At 63.5% G+C, this 14,358-nt stretch carries 14 protein-coding genes; 7 read left to right on the top strand and 7 right to left on the bottom strand.

Annotation, left to right across the window (positions count from 1 at the left end; all coding sequences use genetic code 11):
- Positions 1-5: 5 nt before the first annotated feature.
- Positions 6-956: a lysophospholipid acyltransferase family protein gene (locus ACKFRT_RS07885; RefSeq protein WP_408924917.1), complete on the bottom strand. Its 951-nt coding sequence runs from the start codon at positions 954-956 to the stop codon at positions 6-8.
- 103 nt (positions 957-1,059) lie between these two features.
- Positions 1,060-2,334, bottom strand: coding sequence for a serine--tRNA ligase (gene serS / locus ACKFRT_RS07890; RefSeq protein WP_408924918.1), 1,275 nt, complete (start codon positions 2,332-2,334; stop codon positions 1,060-1,062).
- A gap of 147 nt (positions 2,335-2,481) precedes the next feature.
- On the opposite strand from serS, the gene ACKFRT_RS07895 reads away from it, so the two are divergent.
- Positions 2,482-3,555, top strand: coding sequence for a septum formation family protein (locus ACKFRT_RS07895; RefSeq protein WP_408924919.1), 1,074 nt, complete (start codon positions 2,482-2,484; stop codon positions 3,553-3,555).
- 24 nt (positions 3,556-3,579) lie between these two features.
- Positions 3,580-3,930, top strand: a complete 351-nt coding sequence (locus ACKFRT_RS07900; protein WP_296214916.1) for a metallopeptidase family protein — start codon at positions 3,580-3,582, stop codon at positions 3,928-3,930.
- A 68-nt stretch (positions 3,931-3,998) separates the two neighbouring features.
- Here ACKFRT_RS07900 and ACKFRT_RS07905 read toward each other — a convergent pair whose 3' ends face one another.
- Both ACKFRT_RS07905 and pheA read right to left on the bottom strand, forming a co-directional pair.
- Positions 3,999-4,802: a histidine phosphatase family protein gene (locus tag ACKFRT_RS07905; protein WP_408924920.1), complete on the bottom strand. Its 804-nt coding sequence runs from the start codon at positions 4,800-4,802 to the stop codon at positions 3,999-4,001.
- A 3-nt stretch (positions 4,803-4,805) separates the two neighbouring features.
- Positions 4,806-5,813 carry a prephenate dehydratase gene (gene pheA / locus ACKFRT_RS07910; protein ID WP_408924921.1) on the bottom strand — a complete coding sequence of 336 codons (1,008 nt, stop codon included), beginning with the start codon at positions 5,811-5,813 and terminating at the stop codon, positions 4,806-4,808.
- Between the two features lie 99 nt (positions 5,814-5,912).
- Between pheA and ACKFRT_RS07915 the strand changes: the two genes are divergently transcribed.
- The 3 genes from ACKFRT_RS07915 to ACKFRT_RS07925 are packed head-to-tail and all read left to right on the top strand — an operon-like array spanning position 5,913 to position 9,599.
- The gene (locus ACKFRT_RS07915) at positions 5,913-7,319 is read left to right on the top strand and encodes an amidase family protein (protein ID WP_408924922.1); all 1,407 of its coding nucleotides are present in this window, start codon (positions 5,913-5,915) and stop codon (positions 7,317-7,319) included.
- Entirely contained in the window at positions 7,309-8,082 is a 774-nt protein-coding gene (locus ACKFRT_RS07920; protein ID WP_408926079.1) for a CPBP family intramembrane glutamic endopeptidase, read from the top strand. Before ACKFRT_RS07915 ends, ACKFRT_RS07920 begins: the two co-directional genes overlap by 11 nt.
- A 38-nt stretch (positions 8,083-8,120) precedes the next feature.
- Positions 8,121-9,599 (top strand): LCP family protein, encoded by a 1,479-nt coding sequence (locus ACKFRT_RS07925; protein WP_408924923.1) that lies wholly within the window; start codon positions 8,121-8,123, stop codon positions 9,597-9,599.
- Here ACKFRT_RS07925 and ACKFRT_RS07930 read toward each other — a convergent pair whose 3' ends face one another.
- From ACKFRT_RS07930 to ACKFRT_RS07940, 3 genes are all read right to left on the bottom strand, one after another.
- Positions 9,600-10,472 (bottom strand): DUF5926 family protein, encoded by an 873-nt coding sequence (locus tag ACKFRT_RS07930; RefSeq protein WP_408926080.1) that lies wholly within the window; start codon positions 10,470-10,472, stop codon positions 9,600-9,602.
- Positions 10,473-10,506: 34 nt separating this feature from the next.
- On the bottom strand, positions 10,507-11,403 hold the full coding sequence (locus ACKFRT_RS07935) for a glycerophosphodiester phosphodiesterase (RefSeq protein ID WP_408924924.1): 897 nt from the start codon (positions 11,401-11,403) through the stop codon (positions 10,507-10,509).
- Positions 11,404-11,497: 94 nt separating this feature from the next.
- Positions 11,498-12,427 carry an L-lactate dehydrogenase gene (locus ACKFRT_RS07940; RefSeq protein WP_408926081.1) on the bottom strand — a complete coding sequence of 310 codons (930 nt, stop codon included), beginning with the start codon at positions 12,425-12,427 and terminating at the stop codon, positions 11,498-11,500.
- A gap of 313 nt (positions 12,428-12,740) precedes the next feature.
- On the opposite strand from ACKFRT_RS07940, the gene ACKFRT_RS07945 reads away from it, so the two are divergent.
- Positions 12,741-13,343 (top strand): superoxide dismutase, encoded by a 603-nt coding sequence (locus ACKFRT_RS07945; RefSeq protein WP_408924925.1) that lies wholly within the window; start codon positions 12,741-12,743, stop codon positions 13,341-13,343.
- 251 nt (positions 13,344-13,594) lie between these two features.
- Positions 13,595-14,341, top strand: a complete 747-nt coding sequence (locus ACKFRT_RS07950; RefSeq protein ID WP_408924926.1) for an LppP/LprE family lipoprotein — start codon at positions 13,595-13,597, stop codon at positions 14,339-14,341.
- The last annotated feature ends 17 nt before the right edge of the window (positions 14,342-14,358 follow it).

The raw sequence follows: 14,358 nt of genomic DNA on the forward strand, positions 1-14,358 counted from the left end.
CGGGCCTACTTTTTGCGCAAGTGGTTAAAGCGCTGGCGCAGCGGCACCAGCAGCTTGTTGATGCCGGTGGCTTCTTCGCGCTCGCGAGCCTCGGTGGCAACGCGCAGCTCGGCTTCCGCCTTGTCCTTGTCGCGCTTCTCCTTGCGCGCCGCAGCATCTGCGCGATCCTGGACGGTTGCTTCCTCCAGCGTCGGGGCAGTGCCACCTAGAGCCGCCGGCACCCAGTACTCACCCTTCGGCATAGGGCCGAAGCGCTCCTCCCAGCGCTGGCGGGTAAGATCCAGCTGCTCGACCATGGCCTGGTGCAGGCGTTCGGTGGTGGCCTCCGCATCATCGGTGACTTCGATCGGCTTGCCGACGGTAATCACCAGCTCAGTCTTCTTGGGCTTCCAGATCGGCTTGCGCCCCTTAGTCCACACGCGCTGTGAGCCCCAGATCGTCAAGGGGATCAGGGGCACGTCAGCTGCGTGGGCAATGCGGGCTGCACCCTGGCGGAACTCCTTGATCTCGAAGGAACGAGAAATTGTGGCCTCCGGGAAGATACCCACCAAATCGCCGGCGCGCAGCTGCTTAATGGCCTGGTCGACTGAGCCTTGGCCATCGGCCCGGTCTACTGGAATGTGGTGATAAGAGCTCATCAGTGCGCCCACGCCCTTGACGTCGAAGATCTCCTTCTTCGCCATGAAGCGCACCAGGCGGCCACCGCGCACGTGCGCCGGAATACCGCCGTAGGTGAAGTCCCAGTAGCCCGTGTGGTTGACGGCGATCATGGCCGGGCCGTCGGCGGGAATATTTTCCGCACCGTAGACCGCGCAGTCCAGGTTCTGCATAATGCGGAACCACAGCTTGGCAATGCCGATGGTCGGAAAGCCATAGGGGAATTCCTTGGCCTCTTTGTGGCCGGTGGTTACTGGCTGGTAGCCATCGGGAAAGCTGAAGCTATCGAGCAACGACATGGGTGGCGGTTACCTCTCCTGGGTTCTTGGAAACTGTGGCTCAACCAGCGTGCGGGGTCGCACACTGGGCCGAGTCGGCGCTTTAGGCGCCGGATTCGCTGAGCTATTTGCTGGGTTTCAGAATATCTTTACCAACGAAAGGACGCAGAGCCTTCGGCACCACCACAGAACCATCGGCCTGCTGGTGGTTCTCCAAAATAGCCACCAACCAGCGGGTTGTTGCCAGCGTGCCGTTCAGGGTGGCCGCAGTCTGCGCCTTGCCGTCGGCATCGCGGTAGCGGGTCTTTAGACGGCGAGCCTGGAAAGTAGTGCAGTTGGAGGTACTGGTCAGCTCGCGGTAGGTCTCCTGGGTGGGCACCCACGCCTCCGTGTCGTACTTGCGAGCAGCCGAGGAGCCGAGATCGCCACCGGCGACATCGATCACGCGGTACGGAACCTCGATAGCGGCCAGCATCTCACGCTCCATGGCCAGCAGCTGCTGGTGAATCTCCGTAGCCTCCTCCGGCTTGCAGTAAACGAACATTTCGACCTTGTCGAACTGGTGCACGCGGATAATGCCACGCGTGTCCTTGCCGTAGGAGCCAGCCTCACGACGGAAGCAGGAAGACCAACCGGCGTAACGCAGCGGGCCATCGGACAAGTCGATGATCTCCTCGGAGTGGTAGCCGGCCAGGGCGACCTCGGAGGTGCCGACCAGGTACATATCGTCTTCTTCCAGGCGGTAAATCTCGTCGGCGTGGGCACCCAGGAAGCCGGTGCCGGACATCACCTCGGGGCGCACCAGCACCGGCGGGATCATCAACTTAAAGCCGTGCTCCACGGCCTTCTGGGCTGCCAGCTGCAACATGCCCAGCTGCAGTAAGGCACCGTCGCCCGTGAGGAAGTAGAAGCGGGCGCCAGAGACCTTGGTGCCGCGCTTCATGTCGATCAACCCGAGGGATTCGCCCAGCTCCAGGTGGTCCTTCGGCTCGAAGTCGAACTGTGGTGGCTCACCCACCACGTCGAGGGTAACGAAGTCTTCCTCGCCGCCAGCCGGGGCGCCTTCTTCCACGATGTTAGAAATCTGCATCTGCAGGTCGTTAACGGCCTGCTCCGCGTTGGCCTGTGCCTCTTCCAGCTTCTTGACGGATTCCGCCTTCTGCTTGCCCTGCTCGCGCAGCTCCTGCTTCTCCTCGTCGGAGGCAGAGCGCATCTTCTGCCCCATCTCCTTGGAGAAAGCCTTCTGCTCCGCACGAGCCGCGTCGGCCGCACTAATGGCCTCGCGGCGCTTCGAGTCGGCTTCCAGCAGCTGGTCGATCAGCGCTGGATCCTCCCCACGAGTGCGCTGGGATTCACGGGCTACGTCGGGGTTATCGCGCAGAAGCTTCAGATCAATCATGGTGCTTAGCTTAGCCGGTTCGCCCGCGCTGTTGTCTGCCCAGTTCCCCCTATGGCGCAACCCCTACTAGACTGGCCTCACGGTTAATAGCCTCAACGTGCAGTCGAACCTCAAGCATCCCCTCAAGCAGATCTTTAAGCGAGTCCCATGACCACCAGCGAAGCGAAGACCCACCGCAGAGCGCGCAGCATCACCGTCGCGCTGTTCTCCGCCCTCTGTGGCGGTGTCAGCGCCGCCGCGTTCGCTTTCGTCGCCCCCGAGGGCAGCTCCCCGCTGGTTCCCACCACCGACGAAAAGCAGGGGCAACACGTCGAGAACACTACTTTTACCCAGGCCAATTACGGCGACTGCGTGAACTGGAAGCCTGGCGCAGACGGTGTGAACTCCAACTTCGCCACCGTGGACTGCGAGCAGCCGCACCGCTTCGAGGTCAGCTCCCGAGAAGATCTCGGCCAGTACCCCACCAGCGAGTTTGGCCCCACCGCGAAGCAGCCGGACCTGAAGCGTCAAGAAGAACTAACCAACGAGCTGTGCAACGGTCCGACGATGCAGTACCTCAAGGGCCGGCTCGACCCGGAGGGGCGCTACTCGATCTCCCCGATCCTGCCGCCGCAGTCGGCCTGGAACGACGGTGACCGCACAATGCTATGCGGCGTGATGGTGCCGGATGCAACTGGTCGCACTACCGAAACCACTGGCTTTGCGGCGAAACAGGATCAGTCGCGATTCTTCGAGAAGGATCGCTGCGTGCGTGTCGATGGCAACCTGACCAATGAGGTTCCGTGCGAGGAAAAGCACGCCTGGCAGGTGACCTCCGTGGTGAACCTCGGCGAGCAGTTCCCCGGGGAATGGCCAAACCCGGAGAAACAGAACGAGTTCCTGAACAAGGTCTGCACAAAGGCAGCACAGGACTACCTGGGAGGCGACGATGCCTTGTACAACTCCACGCTCACTCCGTTCTGGAACACCCTGAAGCGCCAATCTTGGGACGCGGGTTCGCGCATCGTGAACTGTGCGCTGACGTTCGGCCGCCCCGGTGGTGGCTTCGCCACGCTCAACGGCGACGTCCGGCATGACTTCACAATCGACGGCAATCCCCCGAAGACCCCGCCAAAGCGCAACCCGTTGCGCAGGGAGGCACGCTCGAGCGAGAACGCCAGCCCCGCCCCGGAGGCCGCCCCCGACGCAACAACAGCACCGGCCCCAGCAGCGGCACCATAAAGACCAGCAGTAGGCGATAGTTCCATGGCCATCGATGTTTCCCCCGAGCGCTTCGAAGAGCTCGTTGATCTGGGTCTTCGGCGCATCCCCCGCGAGCTGCTGGATAACGTCAGCAACGTCGCCATCGTCACCGAGGACTACAACCCGGTTAGCCCGCACATCCTGGGGCTGTACGAGGGCATCGCGCTCACCGAACGCACCTCCGAGTACACCTCGGCTCTGCCTGACAAGATCACTATCTACCGCCACGCCCTGGAGGATGTGTGCGATTCCGAGGACGAGCTCATCGAGCAGGTAGCCATCACGGTCATCCACGAGCTTGGCCACCACTTCGGCATCGACGATGACCGCCTGCACGAGCTTGGCTGGGGTTAGCACAACCCGCGGTTTCGGCCGGGGCTAAAGCGTTGCCGCTCCCCACCCGAGGATCTCGAAGGATCCCTCTAGACTGTCGAGCACACCGGACTGTGTCGCGGGATTGTCTGTTGCTGTCTTATCTTGGTGCGCCCCGGCAGGCCCGCCGCAACGTTAGCTAACTCGGCAATGTTGTCTGGCACACGGAGGGTGATGACGTTGCCATTGGCCAGGTAGTGCATGAAGGCCCACTCGGGATCCACGCCGCCCAAGAAGCGGGCGACCAGGCGAATTACGGCGCCGTGGCTGACCAGTGCAACATCGGTGGGCGCAGCCCCGCCGTCGGCTGCCGCTTGATTGGTGGCCTCGTTGTCCGCCAAGGCCACCAACAATGTAGCCAGGTATTCGCGCAGCACCTCCGCGCCGGATAAGCCGCCCGGCACCACCTTGTCCACGCGGCCGAGCATCCAGGCACCCAGGATGGAGTGGTACGCCTCGTGCGCATCCTCGTCGTTCTTCATCTCATACTGCCCGGCCGGAATCTCGGAAACCCGTGGTAGGCGCTGCAGTGCTGCGTGGATGTGGTCGGTGGCGCGGTCAGACGCAGTGGCGTCGTCCAAAGACTCCCCGCGAGAAAATCCCGCAGAAACGATCTCTCCCCCGAAGGCGCCGGCCACGCCCACGGCGGTCTGCTGCGCGCGGGCGGCGAAGGAGGAGGCGATCTTCAACCGCTGAGTGCGCTCGCTAAGCCACTGGCCGGCCTCGGCGGCCTGCTGCCAGCCCAGGTCGGTGAGGTTGGCGCCAGGCAGGGCAGTATCCAGGGCGTGGATAGCGTTGGAGGTCGTCTGGCCATGCCTGACTAGGAAAAGCCTTGTCGATTGTGCCTGCACCATTGGCTAAACGCCCTTTCCGCCACGTTTAAGTTCCTCGATCCACCTACTGGATTCAGCGTAGTTGGGCGGGGCACTGCCCGCATGGCGATGCAGCTGATGGACGGCGGAGGCCTCGGTAGCCTGCAGGGGCTCCGCAGATGGCCAGCTGCCCAAGAAGCGCACCGACTCGGCACGGCGGTAGAGTCCGGCCAGGGCTTCGGCCACGGCGGCATCTTCGATATGGCCAACGATGCCGATGTGGAAGACGTAATTGCCGTTCGCCGCACCCTCGCCCTTGTCGCCGGTGCGGCGGGGGCGGGAGCCAATGCGTGCCATGTCCACCTGGCGGGTGGACAGCTCGGCGATGGCATCCAGCAAGCTGGAGGGCACGTTCGGCAGCCAGAGGATCATGCCACTGCGGTCGTGTCCGGTGCGGTCAGTGGGTTTGCCGGGGTTTCCGACCAGGATGAACCGGGTCTGGGCGCCTGCTACATCGGCCACGCCTTCGGCCACGGCATCCAGCTCGTGGATCTCGCCCGCGCGCGCCGGGGCTGCGGCAGCATCCGCCTGCCCCGCCTTTACCGCCGCCGCAGCCGCGCCGTTGCTGGAGGCCGGCACAAAGGAAACCTCCGGCAAGTTCTCCGCCACCCAATTGCGCACCTGTGCCTCGGCGACGGGGTGGGTGGTCAGCGTCTTGATGTCCTTCAGCTGGGTGCCGGGGCGCACCAGGATGGAAAACACCACCGGCACCAGTACCTCCTGGAAGATCTGCAGTGGCTTGCCGTAAGTCAGCGCATCCTCAGTCTGCGAAACCGGGCCGTCGACAGAGCTTTCCAGTGCCACACACGCAAAATCGGCTTCTCCGTCACGCACCATGTCCAGCGCTACTCGAGGGGAGGCCACGGGGATCTCAGCGGCCTCCTCCGGTAGGGCGCCAAGCTGCTTAAACTGCTTCAGCGCCTGTTCGGTGAAGGTGCCCTCGGGCCCCAGGAAAGCTACGCGCACGGAAGAATCACTCATGTCACCACTCATGCCACGCAGTCTAATGGAGAACTCAGACAACCCCCGCCGACAGCACCTCCCCACTCCACACCAGGGATCATTTACTGCGGGGTATATCCTTGGGAGGTTATGAACCCCACGCCCACCCAGCGCAGTAACTTCGCCGCCCGCCTCTCCCGCGCCCGGCGCGATACGGGTTTAAGCGACGCGCAGCTGGGCGTGGCTCGCGTTTACGACAACCCCCACAGTTACGACTTTCTGCGCGGCCACCCAGATCTTCCCTTAAGCGGCGAGGAAGTGCTGATAAAGGACCTGCAGCAGGTAGCCGGGGAAGTCACCACCATGGGGTCGGTACACCACAGCTTCGTCGCGGACTATCACGATACGACCGCCCACCGGCTTCTAGCTGCCGGCGCCACACTGGTCGGCGCGTCTGCCTCCGCAGAGTACGGCACCACCGCTTACACCGAGCCGGTCGGCATGCCCCACCCCGTGAACCCGCTCAACTCCGCGATGATGGTAGGCGGTTCCTCCGGTGGTGCGGCCACCGCTGTCGCACGCGGTCTGGTGAACATTGCCCACGCCACGGACGGCGGCGGCTCTATACGCATCCCCGCGGCCTGCTGCGGGGTGGCCGCTCTTAAACCTGCGCACAATCACAAGTTCGGCACGTTCACGCCAGTCGCGCAGGGTTTCATCGCCGCGGATCTGCCCACGACTGCCCGCGCCTATGGCCTGCCCGCGCCGGATACGGGCACGCTGCACCTCGGCGCCGGCCGCACCTGTGGCTCCGCGTCTCACCCGTCGGCGAGCCAGCCACTGCGCATTGGCTACACGAACCAGCCTTTCCATACCCGCAGCCGCGTTTCCCCCGACATCGCTGCCGCCACCGCCGCCGCGACCGCGCTGGCCACCACGCACCCGCTTGTCGAGTCCGTCACCCAGGCACCTGCCCCCTATCCCCCAGCCACGTTCCAGCTCTTCCGCGACCTCATCGCCGCCCGCTGTGCAGATCTGCCGGGCACGCTGTCGCCCATCACCGCGTGGCTGCGCGACGAAGGCCGTCAGGTGCCGAAATGGCGGCGTCAACAATTAGAAAAACAGATAGTCGGGTTAGACCCACAACGGGCGTGGCCACATTTCGACATAATCGCAACCCCCACCCTCGCATGCGCTCCGCCGCCTCCCGGCGCATTTTCGCAGCTCAACCCCGTAGATAATTTTTGGGCGCAGACCGCCTGGACCCCGTGGGGCACGCTGTGGAACCTCACGGGCTGGGCCAGCGTCACACTGCCACTCATCGCCCCAGAGCGCGTGCCGGGCCGCTGGCCGATCGCCCTCATGCTCGGCGCGGTAGGCGATCGGGTGAGCGCGGCAACGTTACTCTCCCTTGCTGCCTTTATTATGGACGCCACCTCGCGCCTGCCCGCCGATAGCCTCAGCGTTGCGGTGCCGGGCGATATCGAGGCGCTGGATTTTCGTGCGAAGCCCGACAACAGTCACAGTCACAGTCACGAGCATGGCCATGAGCTTTAGTACCGACACAACTACGGACGGCAGAGCAAACCCCACACCGGCGCGCAACCGCGCGGCACTGTGGTGGGAGATCCTGCTTGTTTTGGCCATCACCTTCGGCACCGCTGGACTACGTGCGATCGTCCGGTTGGTCGAGGCCGCCGCCAGCCCAGAGGCTCTGAACCAGCAGACCGCTACGCTCAACCGCGCCCAGTCGCCACTGCCGTGGCTGGATCCGGTGCTGCAGCTGGTGTCTAGTGGAGTGCTGTTTGCCTGGGGTGGGCTGGCGATGTTCCTGCTGTTGCGGCATCTCCCCACCCCGGCGCTGGTACGCAGCTGGCGACTACGGAGGATCGACTGGCTACACGGTGCGGGGTTGGCCGCGATCATCGGGCTGCCTGGCCTGGCCTTCTATTTCGGGGCGGTGCACCTGGGGCTCTCGAAGCAGGTCGTGCCGACCGGGTTGGATGAAACGTGGTGGCGCGTCCCGCTGCTCATCGTGAACTCCTGGGCCAACGGATTCGCCGAGGAACTGGTGGTCGTGGCCTGGCTGAGCACCCGCCTGCGACAGCTGCGCGTCAGCTGGGCGTGGGTGTTTGCCGGCACCGCGTTGCTTCGGGGTAGTTACCACCTCTACCAGGGCTATTCCGCCGGCCTGGGCAACATCATCATGGGGCTGGTCTATCTGTGGTATTTCAAGCGAACCGGGCGTATATGGCCCCTGGTGATCGGCCACGGGCTGATCGATACGGTCGCATTTGTCGGCTACGCCGCGCTGTTTTAGCGCAAACCTACTCCCGGTAACCCGTTACTATTGTCCCCATGAATTCTCGCGATAATTTCGGTTCCGGTCGCCCCGCCGACAAATACGGCAGTGCGGACAGCTCCGGTGGCTCCGGTGGCCCTGGTGGCCCGGGTAGTGCGTCCGCCAACGGCGGGATGGAGATCGCTCGGGACCGCCACGGCAAGCCCCTGCTGGATCGCTATGGACGGCCAGTGCGCAGGGGCACGATTCCCCCAAGCACCAACCAGCCGTCGCGCCGCGAAATCCCGAACGAGCCGCCTCGCCGCGAGATCCCGAACCAGCCGGAAGGCCCGCGGTATCGCCGGGCCGAGCCACTTCCGCCACGCGATGCGGGTCAGGGTTCCCAGGGCTACCAGGGGCGCCAGAGCTACACGGGTCACACGGGCTACGAACCGACCTCGGGCCAGGCACCGCACACCAGTCAGGTGCCCCGACAGCCACAGCAACCGGTACAGAGCCAACCCTTCGGCGACCCACAATTCGGCAGCTACTCCGGTCGCTCCAGCCGCTCTGGGCAGGGAGAGCCTCCGCGCGGTACGCGGCGCCCCCGCGGCCGCACCGCCCCGCGCCCCAAGAAGCGCAAGCGTTTCGGATTCTTCAAGGCGGTAGGACTGCTGCTGGCCATCGTGCTGGCCTTCAGCATCGGCGCTGCCGTGTGGATCGATACGAAGCTGCAGCGCACCGACGCTCTGCAGGACTACGACGGCCGCCTGGGCAGCACCTCCGGTACGAACTGGCTGCTGGTGGGCTCGGATTCTCGCGCGGGTCTAAGTAAGGAAGATGCCGACCGTCTGATGGCTGGCGAGCTAGACGATTCGGTGGGGCGCACCGATACGATCATGGTCGTGCACATCCCGCGCTTCGGCGGGGATGCAACCATGCTCTCGCTGCCACGCGATAGCTGGGTGGATATCCCCGGCAACGGTATGAACAAGCTCAACCAGGCGTTTTCCATCGGTGGCCCGGCTCTGCTGCAGCAGACGGTGGAGCAGGCGACGGGCATCCACCTGGACCACTACGCAGAGATCGGCTTCGGCGGTTTCTCCAATGTCGTCGATGCCGTCGGTGGGGTGGAGATGTGCTTGGACGAGCCGCTGGACGACCCGATGGCGGGCATTAAGCTGCAGGCTGGCTGCCAGGAGCTCGACGGGCCGACCGCGTTGGGTTATGTGCGCTCCCGCTACACCTCGGCGCGCGGCGATCTGGACCGAGTGGAGCGCCAGCGCAAGTTCCTGGCAGGGCTGTCGAAGAAGATCAAGTCCCCCGGCACCCTCCTGAACCCCATTAAGGGTCTGAAGGTCGCCGATTCTTTGAGCGCAAACATGCATGTAAACGAGGGCGACCATGTGTGGCACCTCGCCTCGCTGGGGCTGGCTATGGCCGGTGGCGCAAAGCAAGAGACCGTGCCGATCGCGGGTTACGAAAACACATACGCCGGCAACGTCGCACTGTGGGACGATGCCGGCGCGGAAGAGATGTTCGCCAAGCTGCGTTAGCTAGCGGATGGTGACCTCGCGGGACTGAATGGTCTGCTTGGCCTTCTGCTCGTCGGCAGACAGCGGGGCATCCTTCGCCAGGGCTTCCTCGATCTTCGGATCCAAGGCCTCCAGGCCTTCCTTCCAGGAAGCGGACTCGCGGTTACGGTCCAGGTCCCACACCGGAACCAGAATGCCGTGGGTACGGAACACACCGGCGAACTTGGACCCCTCGCCCAGGTGCAGCTCACCAGCTGCGTGCAGGCGCGCCAGGGCGTTTAGCAGCTGCTCCTCGCCCTCCTGGCGCACCCAGCGGATGTGTGCCTTATCGGACGGGTCGATCCACCATGCAGCGCCCTTGATGTCTGCCGCCACGCGCTCGGAGGGCAGCACGGACTCGTTGGCGCGCTGTAGGGTGGCGGCGATCTGCGGGTTATTGCGGTTCTCCTCGGTCAGCCACCAGCCGAAGTCCTGCGCGACGGTGATCTCCGCCTCTGCGTCCTTGTTCAGGATGTCCGCCAGGGCGGGCTCGGTACCGTCGGATACGCCAACCTCAAGGGACTGGCCCGGCTCAGCCTGCTTAACCCAGTTCAGGGCGTACGCCAGGTCGCGGTTCGGGTTGTCACCGCGGCGCTGGGTCTGTAGGGCAACGAAGGCCTCGCCGCCGTCTTCCTCCGAGCGGCGCAGCGCTGCGACTGCACCCGGCAGGACGGTCACGATGGAGATCTTGTGCCCCGCGTCCTTCACGTCGGCAACGAAGTGCGCCGAGGGGACGAATTCCTGCAGGGCGATCAGGTCGGCCTCCATGGCGAAACCATCGAAGGGGCGCGGGTCCTTCTGCAGCTTCGCGCGTTCCGCGGCGCGGGCAGCGAGCTTCGCCTGGCGGCGGCTCATGCCCTCGGGCAGGTTCTCTTGATTCTTTTTCTTCTTAGCCACGGTTGTTAATTGTACCTGGCTGCACCAAGGAAAATGCAGCAGCACTGGGTTCGCTGGCTGTCCCCAGCTTGTCCAGTCCCAGTTCACTGTCACGCCACATCCGTGCCCGCCCGGGGTAGTTCGTCGCCAGCCAGGTCACTCCCTGGCGCGCAGCCCACCGCACCTCATCTTCCTTGTCGGCGGTCCACACGTAGGTTCCATCGCCAAAGCGGCCGATGATGTCGGGGCGAATCCGACCACGTGCGACCGACAGGCCGTGGGCGTCCACAACATGCAGTGCCTCAAGCCCCGGGTTGAGCATGCGCTGGTACTCGCGCCGCAGCAGGATGCGGTGGACTGCCGGGTTGATCATCTTGAAGCGCACCAGCGATTGCGGGCTGAAGCTGATCAGGTGCACGTGCGCGCTCTCCGCAAGGTGCGCCCGCTGCAGTTCGTAGTGCAGGGCGTGCTCGACCTTGGGGCCGTAGCGGTTCGGGTGCTTGGTCTCGATAAAGATGTCTTTCTTTAGTGACGCCCCCTCTCCAGCCGCCGCATTGTCCGGCCTCTGGCTGTGCTCCTGCCTGGCATCGATCCGCGAGGAGTTCACGTCGTTAAAGAAGGTCAGAAGCTCGCGCAGAGTAAGCACCTGCGCGGGCTCTTCAGGAGTGCCGACATTGAGCTCCCGCAGTTCGGCCAACGTCATCTCACTGACTACGCCACTGGACTTCGCCGGCTTGTTCACCGCCACGCGATCGATGGTGCGATCGTGCAGGCACACCAGCTCCCCGTCGCGAGTCAGGCGGATGTCGCATTCGAAGCCGTCCGCTCCCCTTTGCGCGGCCAGTTCATAGGCTGCCAGGGTGTGTTCTGGGCGTTCCTTGGAGGCTCCGCGGTGGGCGACAATTTTCATACCCTCTATTTTTAGTGTGCCGGCGTGCAACCGGCATCCGCTCACGCCGGGCACCCTCCAAGTTTCACTTATTGTTTACTTAAATCAGCCCCGGTTAGATCAGCCCCGCTTCGCCCATCACCTTACGCAGCACGTTCGCGGAGTGGTCGAACCTCTCCTTTTCTTCGGCATCCAGCTGCAGCTCCACGGCATGGCGCACGCCCTGGCGGTTAATCACCGCGGGAGTGCCGATGTAGATGTCCTCGAATCCGTACTCGCCCTGCAAAAGCGTAGAGATCGGAAGCACGACATCCTGGTTGCTGAACACCGCCTGGGTAATGCGCGCCAGCCCCATGCCGATGCCGAAGCTGGTGGAACCCTTGGCCTGGATAATCTCGTAGGCCGCGTCGCGGGTCTTCACGAAGATTTCGTCGACGTCCTCGTCGGCGGTTTCGCCGATCAACTCCAGTCGGTGGTGGATGGAAGTGCCTGCCACCGAACCGGCGGATAGCACCGGCAGCTCGGTATCCCCGTGCTCGCCGATCACGTAGGCGTGCACGGAAGTCGGCGCGAGGTCGAAGTAGCGGCCCAGCGCGTAGCGGAAGCGCGCGGTATCCAGGATCGTGCCGGAGCCGATCACGCGGCTGGAGTCCAAACCGGAGAACTTCCACGTCGCGTAGCTCAGGATGTCCACCGGGTTGCTGGCGACCAGGAAGATGCCGTTGAAGCCGTGCTCCATCACGTCGCCAACGATCGTCTTGAAGATTGCGGTGTTCTTGGCAACGAGGTCCAGGCGGGTTTCCCCGGGCTTCTGCGCCGCGCCTGCGCAGATGCAGACCATTGCGGCATCGCGGCAGTCCTCGTAGGTGCCGACCGTCACGCGGGTGTTGTGGTGCGACCACGGCACTGCGTGGTTGAGGTCCTGTACGTGGCCCCAGGTCTTGCGCTCGTCCAGGTCGATGATGGCCAGGTGGTCGGTCAAACCCTGATTGACCAGGGTGTATGCGTAGGCGATGCCGACGTCGCCCGCGCCGATGAGCACGATCTTGGAGCCGGGGGTCGGTGGCGTGGTGGTGCCGTTGGTGTCGCCGTTGGTGTCATTGTGCGGTTGTGGAGCAGTCACTGTGGCCTTCTTCCTTCTGGTTGCCCTGTAGGTGCCTTCGTTCTTTATTGACGCCCACGGCCAGCATAGCGCTCGGCCCAGACACGCTCACCACAAGATTTTCTGCCCGTTGAACTTTTGATACGTGGCGTCAATAACTAATAAGTTCCTAATAGAAAACCTTGCAGGAACCATATTTTCGCGCCACACTTGTTGTCATAAGCACTCCCGACGTGTGAAAGGAATTTTAGAAACTATGACTAAGTACGAACTTCCCGAGCTGGATTACGCATACGACGCTCTGGAGCCCCACATCTCCGGCGAGATCATGGAGCTGCACCACACCAAGCACCACCAGAATTACGTTAACGGCGCTAACGCTGCCCTCGAGAAGCTGGAGACTGCCCGCAAGGATGGCTCCATCGCTGGCGTAGTTACCGCACTGTCCAAGGATCTGGCTTTCAACCTGGGTGGCCACACCAACCACTCCCTGTTCTGGAAGAACCTCTCCCCGAACGGTGGCGGCGAGCCGACCGGCGAGCTGGCTGAGGCTATCAACCGCGACTTCGGTTCCTTCGAGGCTTTCAAGGATCACTTCTCCGGCGCAGCTCTGGGCCTGCAGGGCTCCGGCTGGGCGGTTCTGGGCTACGACCACATCGCTGGCAACCTGGTTGTCGAGCAGATGACCGACCAGCAGGGCAACCTGTCCATCAACCTGACCCCGCTGCTACTGCTGGACATGTGGGAGCACGCCTTCTACCTGCAGTACAAGAACGTTAAGGCAGACTACGTCAAGGCTGTCTGGAACGTCTTCAACTGGGAAGAGGTTGCCAACCGCTACGAGGCTGCCAAGAAGTAACCCAGCAGTAAAGCCGCCTCAAAGAGGCGCCTTCAAAAGCGCCTTCTAGCGCTGAAAACTAAATAGAGTTAGCCCTGTATCCGCCGGAGATTTTCCGGCTATTTGATACAGGGCTTTTTGCATACCTAGAAACGTTCCGGGCTAGGCGCACGATCCCTTAAATGAGTACTCACTCAGCTCACGCGCTCGACTGGGTTTACACGGCTGGCCCGCAAGTCATCTACACACCCACCTGAGATTGGAGAAGAACAATGAAGGCTCACGCACGAACCATCCGTTCCAACCACTCCCCCAACCCCCAGAGCACGCGCGGCACACGCCGCAGCCGCCATCTTGGCGCCGTAGTCGCCATGGCCGGCCTATTGCTGGGCACCGCCGCCTGCGGTGACGACAACAATGAGGGCGCCCCCTCGGCACCCGCAACCTCCAGCGCCCAGGCCGCGGACAGCGAGACCGCCGACAAGGGCGAAGCACCAGAGGAAGGCGGCGACCCAGCAGCGGAGGCAGACACCGAAAACGCCGCTACGCCGAAGCCCGCCGAAGGCGAGAGCGAGAATGCTGAGAGTGGCTCCGACGAAGGCGAGAAGGACTGCTCTGAGCAGCCGAATTCCCCGGAGATCACGAACAACCTCAGCAAGCTGCCGCCAAACCAGTTCGGCTGGAAGCCCACGGGCCAGTCGAACTACAACCCTTGCAACGACCTCAGCTACGCGCTGATCACCCAGGCACGGCAGGGTAACAGCCAATTCGCCACCCAGCTGATGCTCTTCCACAAGGGCAAGTACATCGGCATTGGCTCCGACACGGTTCAGCAGACGGAGATCCTCTCCGACACGGATTCCTCCGTCACCGTGCGCATGCGCGATTGGGAGGCACTGCAAGAGTCCGGCGGGGCCAACGTGGAGGCCCCCAACTACTACTCGGACGTTACTTTCCGTTGGAACGGCAGCAAGGTAGTGCCCGAAGGCCGCATTCCGAACCAAAACCTCTCCAAGTAGACCTGCAGTCGCTGGCC

It is taken from the genome of Corynebacterium jamesii (assembly GCF_046097395.1).
Lineage (GTDB): Bacteria > Actinomycetota > Actinomycetes > Mycobacteriales > Mycobacteriaceae > Corynebacterium.

Coding starts and splice junctions, on each gene's coding strand:
- ACKFRT_RS07945 (WP_408924925.1), top strand. CDS start 12,741: ATGACTAAGTACGAACTTCCCGAGCTGGATTACGCATACGACGCTCTG.
- serS (WP_408924918.1), bottom strand. CDS start 2,334: ATGATTGATCTGAAGCTTCTGCGCGATAACCCCGACGTAGCCCGTGAA.
- ACKFRT_RS07895 (WP_408924919.1), top strand. CDS start 2,482: ATGACCACCAGCGAAGCGAAGACCCACCGCAGAGCGCGCAGCATCACC.
- ACKFRT_RS07925 (WP_408924923.1), top strand. CDS start 8,121: ATGAATTCTCGCGATAATTTCGGTTCCGGTCGCCCCGCCGACAAATAC.
- ACKFRT_RS07935 (WP_408924924.1), bottom strand. CDS start 11,403: ATGAAAATTGTCGCCCACCGCGGAGCCTCCAAGGAACGCCCAGAACAC.
- ACKFRT_RS07885 (WP_408924917.1), bottom strand. CDS start 956: ATGTCGTTGCTCGATAGCTTCAGCTTTCCCGATGGCTACCAGCCAGTA.
- ACKFRT_RS07930 (WP_408926080.1), bottom strand. CDS start 10,472: ATGAGCCGCCGCCAGGCGAAGCTCGCTGCCCGCGCCGCGGAACGCGCG.
- ACKFRT_RS07950 (WP_408924926.1), top strand. CDS start 13,595: ATGAAGGCTCACGCACGAACCATCCGTTCCAACCACTCCCCCAACCCC.
- ACKFRT_RS07905 (WP_408924920.1), bottom strand. CDS start 4,802: ATGGTGCAGGCACAATCGACAAGGCTTTTCCTAGTCAGGCATGGCCAG.
- ACKFRT_RS07920 (WP_408926079.1), top strand. CDS start 7,309: ATGAGCTTTAGTACCGACACAACTACGGACGGCAGAGCAAACCCCACA.
- ACKFRT_RS07915 (WP_408924922.1), top strand. CDS start 5,913: ATGAACCCCACGCCCACCCAGCGCAGTAACTTCGCCGCCCGCCTCTCC.
- ACKFRT_RS07900 (WP_296214916.1), top strand. CDS start 3,580: ATGGCCATCGATGTTTCCCCCGAGCGCTTCGAAGAGCTCGTTGATCTG.
- pheA (WP_408924921.1), bottom strand. CDS start 5,813: ATGAGTGGTGACATGAGTGATTCTTCCGTGCGCGTAGCTTTCCTGGGG.